The sequence below is a fragment of the Sphingosinicella xenopeptidilytica genome, from assembly GCF_042676985.1.
GTDB classification, from domain to species: Bacteria; Pseudomonadota; Alphaproteobacteria; order Sphingomonadales; family Sphingomonadaceae; genus Sphingosinicella; species Sphingosinicella xenopeptidilytica.
Window position 1 is genome coordinate 140,747 of the sequence record NZ_JBHTIK010000012.1, and the last position, 11,890, is coordinate 152,636.

Sequence of the window (11,890 nt, forward strand, 5' to 3'; positions counted from 1 at the left end):
GAGCGGAAACCGCTTCGCCAGCACCGCGGTGATGGTTAAGGAAACATCATGGTTGCAAGCACATTCGCCGAGGCTGCGGAAGCCATCGTTGCCGTGGGACGCGCATTCGACGCGCGGGGCTGGGCACCCGCGACGAGCGGGAATTATTCGGTGCGGCTGGACGACGGCAGCTTCGCCGTGACGGTTTCCGGGTGGCACAAGGGACGCCTGACCCCGGACGGTGTGATGCGCGTGGATGCGGGCGGGGCATCGCTCGACGGCAAGCGCCCGAGCGCGGAGACGGCGCTGCATTTGTCGCTCTACCGCCGCTTTCGCGAGGTGGGCGCGGTGCTGCACAGCCATTCGGCGCAGGCGGTGGCGCTGTCGCGCGTCTTTGGCGGGGACTGGGCGATCCGGGGACACGAGCTTGTGAAGGCGTTTCCCGGCGTGACCACGCACACGGCGGAGATCGTCCTGCCGGTCGTCGAGAACAGCCAGGACATGCGTGAGATCGAGGCGGCGATCGCACCGTATCTGGCCCGCGAAACGCCGCCGCCCGCCTATCTCATCCGCGGGCACGGACTCTACGGCTGGGGCCGCGACATTGCCGAGGCCGAGCGCGTGATCGAGGCGGCGGAATGGCTCGCCGCGTGCGAGGTCGCCGAACGCAGCATGAGGAGGGAAGCATGAGCCACCTTACCGTCTACGCAGAGAACGCGCCGGAGCGTCCGCTTCTGGAAACCGCCGATGCCGCCGGGATCGCGGAGGCGCTGGAGGGGATCGGCGTGCGCTTCGAGCGCTGGCCGACGCGCGACGTGCCGGGTGGCGATACGCTCGCGGCCTATGCTGAGGAGATCGAGCGGCTGAAGGTGATCGGCGGCTATCAGGCGGTCGATGTGGTGAGCATGGTACCCGACCACCCCGATCGCGCCGTGTTCCGGCAAAAGTTCCTCTCGGAGCATCGCCACATGGAGGACGAGGTGCGCTTCTTCGTGGACGGCGAAGGGCTGTTCACGCTCCACGAGGACGGCCGCGTGTTCAACATGCTCTGCACGAAGGGCGACCTCATCGCCGTGCCCGCCGGGATGCGGCACTGGTTCGACATGGGGCCGAGCCCGCGCTTCACCGCGATCCGGCTGTTCATAAATCCCGACGGCTGGGTGGCACAATTCACGGGCGACGACATTGCCGAGCGCTTTCCGCGCCACGAACCGGCGCTCGCCTGAATGGTGAAAGCGGTTCTCACCGACATCGAAGGCACCACAAGCAGCATCGCCTTCGTCACCGACACGCTGTTTCCCTATGCGCGGGCACGGCTGGCGGACTGGATCGCGGCGCACCCCGAGGACGCCGCGCCGATCCTGAAGGACGTGCCCGGCAACCCGGTAGAGACGCTGACGCGCTGGATCGACGAGGATCGCAAGGAAACCGCGCTCAAGACGCTGCAGGGGCTGATCTGGGCGGAAGGCTACGCGGACGGCACGCTCGAAGGGCACGTCTATCCCGACGCGGCCGAGGCGTTGCGGCGCTGGCACGCGGACGGCCTTAACCTCTACGTCTATTCTTCGGGATCGGTGGCGGCGCAGAAACTGATCTTCGGGCACAGCAATGCGGGCGATCTGACGCCGCTCTTTTCCGGCTATTTCGACACCACGACCGGGCCGAAGAAGGAGGCCGAGTCGTACAGCCGCATCGCGGCTGAAATCGGCCTGGCGGTGCAGGAAATCCTGTTCCTCTCCGACAGCGTGCCCGAGATTGAAGCGGCGCGCGGGGCTGGCCTCAAGACCTGCCTCGTCGACCGGGAAGCGGGAGCGGGCGATGCGGCTTCGTTCGCGGAGATCACCCTGTGAGGCTGGAAGGCGAACACCGCCGCTCGATCGCGCGCACCGCGGACGGCAAGGGCGCGCGCATCCTCGATCAGCGCCGCCTGCCTTGGGAGATCGTATGGGTGGAGTTGCGCACCGCCGCCGATGCCGAACGCGCGATCCGCGAGATGTGGACGCGCGGGGCGCCGCTGATCGGTGCGACCGCCGCCTACGGCCTTGCGATGGCGCTTGCCGAGGACGGATCGGATGCTGCGCTGGACGCGGCTTATCACCTGCTTGCCGAGGCGCGGCCGACGGCGGTGAATCTGCGCTGGGCGCTCGATGAAGTGGCGAAGGCCGTGCGCCCGTTGCCCGCGCCGATGCGCGGTGAAGCGGCGTTTGCGCGTGCCGACGCGATCTGCGACGAGGACGTGGCGCTCAACCGGGCGATCGGCGCGCATGGGCTCGAACTGCTGCGCGATCTGCACCAGCGCAATCCGGGCCGCACCCTCAACATCCTCACCCACTGCAATCCCGGCTGGCTCGCCACTGTCGATTACGGCACCGCGACCGCGCCCATCTATCTGGCGCAGGACGAGGGGCTGCCCGTGCATGTATGGGTGGACGAAACACGGCCGCGCAACCAGGGCGCGCTGCTCACTGCGTTCGAACTCGCCGGGCACGGCGTGGCGCACACGGTGATCGCGGACAACACGGGCGGGCTCTTGATGCAGCGCGGCGAGGTCGATCTCGTCGTCGTCGGCACGGACCGCGTCACCGCGAACGGCGACGTCTGCAACAAGATCGGCACCTATCTGAAGGCGCTCGCGGCGCACGACAACGGGGTGCCCTTCTACGTGGCGCTACCCTACACGACCTTCGATCCGGCGACGCCGACCGGCGCGGATGTGCCCATCGAGGAGCGCCACCCTGACGAGCTCGCACTGCTCACCGGCCCCGCTGCGGAAGGGCACGCCACCGTGCGCGTGACGGCCTCGCCCGCCTACAACCCGGCCTTCGATGTGACGCCCGCACGCCTCGTGACGGGCTTCATCACGGAGCGCGGCGTGATCGGGTCTGCCGACCTCATGCGCTGAGTGCACACGGAACGCCTGCCGTACTGGTTCGTTTTCACGGACACAGCCAGAATGGAGGACCAGCATGTACGGAACCGCAGTACGCGACGCTACGCGTGGCAAGGCAGGCGTGATCGGGCTCATCGCGGGGCTTGGTGCGACGGCCGCCGCGATCGCCGGTTGGCAGTTCTTCCGGTCCCGCAAGACCGCGACCGGGGCCGCTGCGTTCGCGCCGGGCGAGGCTGAACCGGAAAACTTCGACCAGACGCGCTCTGCCGGGCACGAGGCGATGCGCGACACGCCGAAGCGCAAGTGGGATAAGGTCGATCAGGCGGTCGACGAGTCCTTCCCGGCCAGCGACCCGCCCGCCTACTGATCCCGTAACGCTTTACGCGCCGGGCGCGCCATGCTCTATCGGATAAGAGCATGAAGGGGGCGCGACATGGGTTCGAATTTCAACCGGCGCGAGCTGCTCGCTCTCGGCGGTGCGGGGGCCGCGCTGCTCGCCACCGGTCCGGCGTTTGCCGCGCAGAAGGGCGTGCCGTCAGGCGCGATCGTCGTGAACGCGCTCGGCGGGCTTTCCAATCCCAATGTCGAACCGCCTGAGCGCAAAGAGGCTTCCGGTTGGACCTCGACCGACGCGGTAATCGACCGGCGCGTAATCGACGACGCGCGCGCATCCGGCCTCACCGCCGTCAACATCACCATCGGCCATGTATTCGGCCCCAACGAACCGTTCGAGCAGACCGTACGCGAGATCGCGCACTGGGACGCGGTGGCGCGCCGCTATCCGAACGATCTCCTGAAGATCGAAAGCGCGGACGACATCCTGCGCGCGAAACGCGAAAACCGCGTCGGCCTCATCTACGGTTTCCAGAACACGACGATGCTGGGCAGCGACGCGAGCCGTGCCGACGTGTTCGCCAATCTCGGCGTGCGGATCATTCAGCTGACCTACAACCCCGCGAATGCTGTCGGCGACGGGTCGATGGCACCGGAGAACCGGGGCCTGACACCGTTCGGGCGCGAGGTCGTGGAGCGGCTGAATGCGAACCGCGTGATGGTCGACCTGTCGCACAGCGGCGAGAAGACCTGCCTTGAAGCCGCAAGGATTTCGAAGCAGCCGATCTCGATCAACCACACCGGCTGCCGCGCGCTCACCGATCTGCCGCGCAACAAGACCGATGCCGAACTGCGGCTTGTCGCGGAGCGGGGCGGGTTCGTCGGCATCTATTTCATGCCGTTCCTCACCCCCACGAGCAAGGCGACCGCCGACGACGTGGTGGCGCACATCGAGCACGCCGTGAAGGTCTGCGGCGAGGATCACGTCGGCATCGGCACCGACGGCGGCATCACCACGATCGACGATCTCGGCGCCTACAGGGCGAAGATCGCCAAGGAGATCGCGGACCGGCGTGCGGCGGGCATCGGCGCGAAGGGCGAGAACCCCGATACGCTGCCTTTCGTGCTTGATCTGCGCGGGCCGTCGCAATTTCATGATCTTGCCGACCGGCTGCGCCGGCGCGGCCATTCGGATGCGCGCATCGAGAAGATTCTCGGTGCGAATTTCGTCGCCTATGCAAAGACCGTCTGGGGCGCATAAAGAGGCGCGAGGGGGAATTCCATGTCTGACGCGATGATCGCTTTCATCAACACGGCGTTCGTGCCTGTGGGCCTGATGCTGATCATGTTCAGCATGGGGCTGACCTTGAAGCTCGGCGATTTCGGCATGGTGCTTTCGAACCGGAAGATCGTGCTGACCGGTCTTTTCGGCCAGCTCATCATCATGCCGTTTCTGGCGCTCGCCATCGGCGTCCTGTTCCGCCTGCCGCCGGAGCTTGCCTTCGGCCTGTTCATCCTCGGCATTTGTCCGGCGGGGACGACTTCGAACGCGATCACCTTTATCGGGCGCGGCAACGTCGCGCTCGCGGTGATCCTGACGGCGCTTTCCAGCCTCATCACCGTGTTCTCGATCCCGCTGCTGCTCCAGTGGGGGCTGCGGCATTTCGGGCTGGAAGGCACGGTGCCCGCGCTTTCGGTGCCGGACACGATGCTCCAGCTCGTGAAGATGACCATCCTGCCGCTCGGTGTCGGCATGATCGTGCGCCGCTTCTGGCCGGATGTGGCGGAACCGCTCAGCCGCCGCCTGCGTCCCGTATCGATGATCGTGCTGATCGGTGTCATTGCCTTCGCGGTCGGTGTCAGCCTCGAAATGGTGCTGGCGAACATCGTGAGCGCCGGCCCCGCGATCTGGGTGCTTAACGTTGTCGCGATGGCGGCGGGGCTGCTGCTCGCGGCGGTGATCGGCGCGAAGCCGCGCGACGCGATGACGCTCTCCATCGAGGTCGGCGTGCACAACGTGACGCTCGCGACCTTCCTGACATTGACGGTGCTCGACAGCCTGTCGCTCGCCGTTACCCAGAATATCTACGGAGTTGCCATGATCGTGAACGCCCTGCTGCTCGTCCGCTGGTTCCGGCGGCGGATCGGTGCCGCCGCGTGAGCGCGCCGCTGATGATCGTCGGCGCGGCCGACACCGAACGCCTGCTCGGCTACGAAGATTGTATCCGTCTGGTGCGCGAGGCCATGGCGGCGCTCTCGCGCGGGGAGACGCGCCAGCCGCTCCGCAATATCGTTGACCTGAATGGCGGCAATGCGTTCGGCGTGATGCCGGGGGCGATGCTGGGCGGCACGTTCGGCGCCAAGATCGTCAGTGTCTATCCGGGCAATTTCGCGCTCGGCAAGCATTCGCATCAGGGCATCGTCGTGCTGTTCGAGCCGGAGGGCGGCGCGCCCGTCGCGATCATCGACGGCAGTATCGTCACGGCGATCCGCACGGCGGCGGCATCTGCCGCGGCGACCGATGCGCTCGCACGGCCGGGCCCGTCGCGGCTCGCGATCCTCGGCTACGGCGAGCAGGCGTGGCGGCACGCCGCGGCGGTGCGCTATGTGCGGCCGATCACCGGCCTCACCGTGTGGGGGCGCTCGGTGGAACAGGCGGAGCGGTTCGCGCTGCGCGTGCGCGAGGAACTGGGCCTTGATGCCGAAGCCGCACCCGATGTGGCGAGCGCCGTTCGCGATGCGGACATCATCTGCACGACGACCGCCGCCGCCGAACCCATCCTCGTGCTTGCCGACGTGAAGCCGGGCACGCACATCAATGTCGTGGGGTCCAGTCGCGCCGGGCCCGCCGAGATCGCGAACGATCTCGTCGCGGCATCACGCTTCATCGCCGACTACCGACCAGGCGTGCTCGCGCAGGGGTCAGAATTCCTGAACGCGAAGGCGGCGGGCGTGGTGGACGATGCGCATGTCGTGGGCGAGATCGGCGAGGTCTTCGGTGGGACGCTCGCGGGGCGCAGCCGTGACGACGAAATCACCATCTACAAGTCGCTCGGCCACATCGTGCAGGACCTCGCGGCGGGCTGGCACGTCTTCGAGGAAGCGAAAAAGCTGGGCCTCGGGACAGCGGCACCGTTCTGAGGTCCTACTTCGTCGTGTAGCCGCCGTTGGCGAGGATCGTCTGCCCGGTGATCCACCAGCCTTCGGAAACGAGGAAGCGCACGAGCGGCACGATATCCTCGATATCGGTGAGGCCGGTCTTGCTGAACGACGAAAGCGAAGCGGCGGACTTGTGATAGGCGACCGCGTCCGCCGCCTCCTGGCCATAGAAGAACGGCGTGTCCATCGGCCCCGGGCCAACCGCCGTCACCGATATGCCGCGTGCACCGAACTCCTTGGAGGCCGCGCGGGTGAAGTGCTCGACGGGCGCTTTCGCACCGGCGTAGGCGGAATAGAAGGGCGTGAAGGCGCCGAGCAGCGAGGTGACGAGCGTCATCAGCTTGCCGTTGTCGGAAAGATGCCTGCCCGCTTCCTTGATGAAGAAGAACGCCGCCTTCGCGTTGATCGCGAACATCGTGTCGTATTCGTCCTCGGTGATCTCCGCGAACGGCTTCTTCAGCACCATGCCCGTGGTGTTGATGGCGATGTCGACGCCGCCGAGCGCCGCGACCGTGTCGGTGAAGAGCTTTTCCACCGCCGCCGCCGTGGTGAGGTCGGCCTGAAGCAGCGCCACCTTCGCGCCCGCGGCTTCCACCACCGCTGCCGTCTCCTCTGCCGCACCGCGCGTGGCGTCGCTGTTGTAGTGCACCGCGACCGCTGATGCACCGTGCGCGGCGAGATCGCGGGCGATGAGGCCGCCGAGATTCTTCGCGCCGCCCGCAATGAGCACGCGCTTTCCTGTGATGCTGTGGTCGGCCATGGTCTTCTCCCGATTGAAACGTGGCCACGATAGCGGGCGGCGAAGGCGCGAACTTTCGGATTCGTTGCAGACTTTCGAATTCTCCGAAGCCACGGCCTGCGTTACGCTTACGGCAGCGAGGTGTCGGTTATGGCGTCGGGCGAGGAACAGGTGGAAGCGCAGCGCACGGTGCTGGCGCGGCATGCGTTCAAGGCGCGCGGGATCGGTTTCACCTTCGCGCGCGAAGATATCGGCAAACCCACGGACTGGCGCATCGCCAGCGACGACCACGTCTTCGTCATCCATCGCGCCGGGCGGCTGAACCGGATGGAAACCGTGTTCGAAAACGGCCCTGCGGCGCATGTGCTGCCGGAGGTCGGCGACATCTGGATCATCCCCGCGGGCGCGCGTTATGCGGCGCTGGCGCGGGGCGGCACGGTCGATTACTGCGAAGTGGCGATCCCGGCCGCGTTGCTCGGCGACAGGGCGCCCTCCGCCCGGCTCGCGGTGCGCGATCCGTTCCTGCATCATGCGGCAGAGCGAATGGCGGCGATCGATCCCGACGATGCCCTGTCGCTGCTCCTCTCCGATACGCTGGCCGAGGGCATCCGGCTGCATGTGATGCAGACGATCGGCATCCGGCGCGCCCAGCGGAAGCGCTCGCTCGCACCGGCGGCGAGACGCGCGCTCGTCGATCGGATCGAGGCGGCGCCCGATGCGCCGCACACACTGGCGGAACTCGCCGGGGTGGCGCAGATGGGCGTGCACGAATTCCTCGCGGCCTTCCGCACGGCGTTCGGCATGTCTCCGCATCAATATGTGATCCGCCGCCGGATAGACCGCGCCAAGCGTCTGCTCGCGGATACGCGCGAAAACGTGACGGAAATCGCGCTTTCGGTGGGCTTTTCGACACCGAGCCACTTCTCGGCGGCGTTCCGTGCGCATACCGGCCTTTCGCCGCGGGACTGGCGAAGGGCTGCCGCTTCAACCTGAAGCGCGCTTGGTGCGGAGCGTCGGCGCGGCGGCCGCCGGATCATCGGGCCACGGATGCTTCGGATAGCGGCCGCGCATCTCCTTCGCGACCGCCGCCCAGCTTCCCGACCAGAAGCCGGGCAGGTCTTTCGTGGTCTGGATCGGGCGCCCTGCGGGCGAGGTGAGGCGGAGCACGAGCGGCACGTTTCCGGCGACCACGGGATGCGCGGCGAGGCCGAACAGCGCCTGCACGCGAAGCTCGACCGCCGGGCCGCCCTCCGCCGCATAATCGATGGCATGGTGGCTGCCGAGCGGCGACACGAAGGCCTCGGGGGCGAGGCGATCGACGGCGGTCTTGCCCGCCCAGCCGAGGCGCGCTTCCAGCATCTGCGTGAGCGCTGATGCGCTGATGGCGCCGAGCGACCTTTTGCCGTCGAGGAGCGGCGGCAGCCAGTCTTCCATGTCGGCAGCGAGCGCCTCGTCGCCGATGTCCGGGATCGCGGGATCGACGCGGCGGGCGAAGGTGGCGCGGCGTTGCAGCGCGCGGGCGTGTTCGGAAAAGGGCAGTGCCGCGACACCGGCCTTGCGCGCGGCTTCGAGAAGCGCGGCGGCGATGGCGGCGGGATCGGGGCTGTCGTCCTGCCCGGACGACAGGGCGAGGCTGCCGAGGCGGCGTTCGCGTGTCGCGAGGATGCCGCCCGCGCCGTCGGCACGGACGCGGCGCACGGTCTCGATGCGGTCCGCGAACAGCGATTCGATGAGGTCGGGCGCAATGGCGGCGGCGGCAAGGATGCGCGCGCCGGAGGCCGCGCCCTGCACGTCGGCGACGGCGAGGTACGTCTGCGCGGCAAGCGGCGAGGCGGGATCGAGCCGGAAGCCGCGCCCGCCGGAGGAGGCCCAGTCCTCGCCGTTGTTTCCGCGCCGCTTCGCGATCCGGTCCGGGAAAGCGAGCGCGATGCACGCCGCGACCGGGCCTTCGCCATCACCGCCCGCCATGCGCTGCCACCGCCCGGCAAGGCCGCGCGCGGCGTCGGCGCGCGTGCCGCGCTCGCGGCGCCAGCGGGCGAGGCGTTGTTCGAGATCGGCGTCATTCCCGCCGAGGCCTCGCTCCGAAAGCAGCACGGCGACCTCTGCCGCAGTGTGGCCCCAGCCGCGTTCGGACGCCGCGAGGATCATATGTGCGAGGCGCGGGGGCAGCGGCAGCTCGGCGATGCGGCGGCCGTGCGGCGTCGGGCGGTTCTCCGCGTCGAGCGCGTCCAGCAACTGTAGTCGCTCGCGTGCTTCCGCTACGGCGGCGTCGGGCGGCGGGTCGAGCCAGCGCAGCGTGCCGGGATCGGCGGCACCCCAGATCGCGCAGTCGAGGACCAGCGCGGAGAGATCGGCTTCGAGGATTTCCGGTGGATCGAACGGCGGCATCCCCGCCGTCGCGGCTTCTTCCCACAGCCGGTAGCACACGCCCGGCCCCTGCCGCGCGGCGCGGCCCGCCCGCTGCGTGACGGCGGCCTGGCTGGCGCGTTCGGTGACGAGGCGTGTCATGCCGCCGCTGCGATCGTAGCGGGCACGGCGCGCGAGGCCCGAATCGACGACGATGCGGACGCCGTCGATGGTGAGGCTGGTCTCGGCGATGCTGGTCGCGAGCACGATCTTGCGCGTGCCGGGCGCGCCCTTGCGGATCGCGGCACGCTGCGCGGCGGGATCGAGACTGCCGTGCAGGCGGTGCAGCGCGATGCCGGGGAGCCCTTCCAACCGCTCGGCGGTTCGCTCGATCTCGGCGACGCCGGGCAGGAAGGCGAGGAGGTCGCCATCGGTCTCGCCGAGCGCGCGGCGAATGGCCGGGGCCATCGAATCTTCGATGCGCTGCTCGGCGCTGCGGCCAAGATAACGGATATCGAGCGGATAGCTGCGGCCCTCGCTCTCGATGACGGGCGCGCCGTCCAGCAGCTTCGAGAAGCGCGCGCCGTCGAGCGTCGCCGACATCGGCAGGATGCGGAGGTCGGGGCGGAGAGCGGCCTGAGCGTCAAGTGCGAGCGCGAGGCCGAAATCGCTGTCGAGGCTGCGCTCGTGGATCTCATCGAACAGCACGGCGGAAACACCCGGGAGTTCGGGGTCGGCCTGGATGCGATTGCGGAAAATGCCCTCGGTGAGCACGAGGATGCGCGTGTCCTTGCCGTGCTTGCTGTCGAGCCGCGTGGCATAGCCGATGGTCTTGCCGACGGGTTCGCCCGCAAGCTCCGCCATGCGTTCGGCGGCGGCGCGTGCGGCGAGGCGGCGGGGCGAGAGCAGCAGGATTTGCCCTGATGCTACCCACGCCTCTCCAAGCAGCGCGGGCGCAACCGCCGTGGTCTTGCCCGCACCCGGCGGCGCGACAAGCACGGCGGACGCGTTTTCGCGTAGCGCCGCAAGCAGCGCGGGCAGAACGGCATGAATGGGCAGGCTGTCGCTCACGCCTGCCCTTTAAGAGTCAGACGAGTGCCGCGTCGAGCGTGATGTTTGCGTTCAGCAGCTTCGAAACCGGGCAGTTTGCCTTGGCCTTGGCGGCAAGCTCCTGGAAAGCGGCATCATCCGTTCCCGGAACCTTCGCTTCCAGTTTCAGGTGGATCGCGGTGATTGTGAAGCCGGTCTCCAGTTTCTCCAGCGTCACAGTGGCCGTGGTGTCGAGGCTGTCGGCGGTGAGCCCGGCCTCGCCGAGAATCAGCGACAGCGCCATCGTGAAGCAGCCTGCGTGCGCCGCGCCGATCAGCTCTTCGGGGTTGGTACCGGGCACGCCCTCGAAGCGCATGGCGAAGCCGTAGGGCCGTTCGTCGAGCGCGCCGCTCTGTGTGGAGATGGTGCCCCGGCCGTCCTTGAGGCCGCCTTCCCAGTGCGCGGAACCCTTGCGATCGATCTTCATGGCCTGCTCCTGTTTACGGAAGAACAGCGAGGCTATGCAGATTCGGGCGGTGAGTCCACCGAGCCTAGTCGCGGAAAACCACCGTGGTGGCGCCGTTCAGCAGCACCCGGTCCTGCAGGTGGTAGCGGACGGCGCGGGCGAGCACGCGGCGCTCGATGTCGCGGCCCTTGCGGACGAGGTCGTCGGGCGTGTCCGTGTGGCTGATGTGCTCGACGTCCTGCGCGATGATCGGGCCTTCGTCGAGATCGGCGGTCACGTAATGCGCGGTCGCGCCGATGATCTTCACGCCACGCGCGTGCGCCTGGTGATAGGGCTTGGCGCCCTTGAAACCGGGCAGGAAGCTGTGGTGGATGTTGATGCAGCGTCCCGTGAGGAACGCCGCGAGATCATCCGACAGGATCTGCATGTAGCGGGCGAGGACCACGAGTTCTGCGCCGCTTTCGTCCACGATGCGCTTGATTGCGGCTTCCTGCGCTGCCTTCGTGTCCTTCGTGATCGGCAGGTGGTGGAAGGGGATACCGCCGTTGATCGGCGCGATCGGGTCCTTCGGATGGTTGGAGACGATGCCGACGACGTCCATCTCAAGCTCGCCGATGCGCTGGCGGTAGAGCAGATCGGTGAGGCAGTGATCGAACTTCGAGACGAGCAGCAGCACGCGCATCTTCTCGGCGGCAGAGCGCACGCGCCAGTCCATGGCGTGCGCCGCGGCGAGCGCCGCGAAGCGCGCCTTGAAGCCCGCCTGCGCCGATGCGTCGAGATCGAAGACGACGCGCATGAAGAAGCGGTCGGTGAGCTGATCGTTGAACTGCTGCGCATCGAGGATGTTGCCGCCACTTTCGGCAAGCCGCGTGGCGACCGCCGCGACGAGGCCCGGCTTGTCGGCGCACGACAGCGTCAACGTGCAGATGTTGCTGGATTCCATCGCCAT

Annotated in this window: 13 protein-coding genes; 9 read left to right on the plus strand and 4 right to left on the minus strand. The window is 68.0% G+C overall.

Features of this window, described 5'->3' with window-relative positions:
• Positions 1-48: 48 nt before the first annotated feature.
• The 8 genes from ACFQ00_RS16230 to ACFQ00_RS16265 all read left to right on the plus strand — a co-directional run bounded on the left by ACFQ00_RS16230 (position 49) and on the right by ACFQ00_RS16265 (position 6,343).
• A complete protein-coding gene (locus tag ACFQ00_RS16230; RefSeq protein ID WP_381493156.1) occupies positions 49-669 on the plus strand; it encodes a methylthioribulose 1-phosphate dehydratase in 621 nt (206 codons plus the stop codon).
• Complete coding sequence (locus ACFQ00_RS16235; RefSeq protein ID WP_381493159.1) at positions 666-1,205, plus strand: 1,2-dihydroxy-3-keto-5-methylthiopentene dioxygenase; 540 nt, start codon at positions 666-668, stop codon at positions 1,203-1,205. The genes ACFQ00_RS16230 and ACFQ00_RS16235 overlap by 4 nt, the downstream gene beginning before the upstream one ends.
• Complete coding sequence (gene mtnC, locus ACFQ00_RS16240) at positions 1,206-1,829, plus strand: acireductone synthase (protein WP_381493161.1); 624 nt, start codon at positions 1,206-1,208, stop codon at positions 1,827-1,829.
• Positions 1,826-2,881 carry an S-methyl-5-thioribose-1-phosphate isomerase gene (mtnA, locus tag ACFQ00_RS16245; RefSeq protein WP_381493164.1) on the plus strand — a complete coding sequence of 352 codons (1,056 nt, stop codon included), beginning with the start codon at positions 1,826-1,828 and terminating at the stop codon, positions 2,879-2,881. The genes mtnC and mtnA overlap by 4 nt, the downstream gene beginning before the upstream one ends.
• A 64-nt stretch (positions 2,882-2,945) precedes the next feature.
• Positions 2,946-3,236, plus strand: coding sequence for a hypothetical protein (locus ACFQ00_RS16250; RefSeq protein ID WP_381493167.1), 291 nt, complete (start codon positions 2,946-2,948; stop codon positions 3,234-3,236).
• A 66-nt stretch (positions 3,237-3,302) separates the two neighbouring features.
• The gene (locus tag ACFQ00_RS16255) at positions 3,303-4,463 is read left to right on the plus strand and encodes a dipeptidase (RefSeq protein WP_381493170.1); all 1,161 of its coding nucleotides are present in this window, start codon (positions 3,303-3,305) and stop codon (positions 4,461-4,463) included.
• 21 nt (positions 4,464-4,484) lie between these two features.
• Positions 4,485-5,363 carry a bile acid:sodium symporter family protein gene (locus ACFQ00_RS16260; protein ID WP_381493173.1) on the plus strand — a complete coding sequence of 293 codons (879 nt, stop codon included), beginning with the start codon at positions 4,485-4,487 and terminating at the stop codon, positions 5,361-5,363.
• Entirely contained in the window at positions 5,360-6,343 is a 984-nt protein-coding gene (locus tag ACFQ00_RS16265; RefSeq protein ID WP_381493177.1) for an ornithine cyclodeaminase family protein, read from the plus strand. Before ACFQ00_RS16260 ends, ACFQ00_RS16265 begins: the two co-directional genes overlap by 4 nt.
• 4 nt (positions 6,344-6,347) lie before the next feature.
• Here the strand turns inward: ACFQ00_RS16265 and ACFQ00_RS16270 are convergent, their stop codons facing one another.
• The gene (locus ACFQ00_RS16270) at positions 6,348-7,121 is read right to left on the minus strand and encodes an SDR family oxidoreductase (RefSeq protein WP_381493179.1); all 774 of its coding nucleotides are present in this window, start codon (positions 7,119-7,121) and stop codon (positions 6,348-6,350) included.
• Between the two features lie 129 nt (positions 7,122-7,250).
• On the opposite strand from ACFQ00_RS16270, the gene ACFQ00_RS16275 reads away from it, so the two are divergent.
• Complete coding sequence (locus tag ACFQ00_RS16275; RefSeq protein ID WP_381493182.1) at positions 7,251-8,093, plus strand: helix-turn-helix domain-containing protein; 843 nt, start codon at positions 7,251-7,253, stop codon at positions 8,091-8,093.
• Here the strand turns inward: ACFQ00_RS16275 and hrpB are convergent.
• The 3 genes from hrpB to purU form a co-directional block, all read right to left on the minus strand.
• Positions 8,085-10,517 carry an ATP-dependent helicase HrpB gene (gene hrpB / locus ACFQ00_RS16280; protein WP_381493186.1) on the minus strand — a complete coding sequence of 811 codons (2,433 nt, stop codon included), beginning with the start codon at positions 10,515-10,517 and terminating at the stop codon, positions 8,085-8,087. The two genes, ACFQ00_RS16275 and hrpB, sit on opposite strands and share 9 nt — an antisense overlap.
• Positions 10,518-10,533: 16 nt before the next feature.
• Positions 10,534-10,962 carry an OsmC family protein gene (locus ACFQ00_RS16285; RefSeq protein ID WP_381493188.1) on the minus strand — a complete coding sequence of 143 codons (429 nt, stop codon included), beginning with the start codon at positions 10,960-10,962 and terminating at the stop codon, positions 10,534-10,536.
• A gap of 64 nt (positions 10,963-11,026) precedes the next feature.
• The gene (purU, locus tag ACFQ00_RS16290; protein ID WP_381493190.1) at positions 11,027-11,884 is read right to left on the minus strand and encodes a formyltetrahydrofolate deformylase; all 858 of its coding nucleotides are present in this window, start codon (positions 11,882-11,884) and stop codon (positions 11,027-11,029) included.
• Between the last annotated feature and the right edge of the window lie 6 nt (positions 11,885-11,890).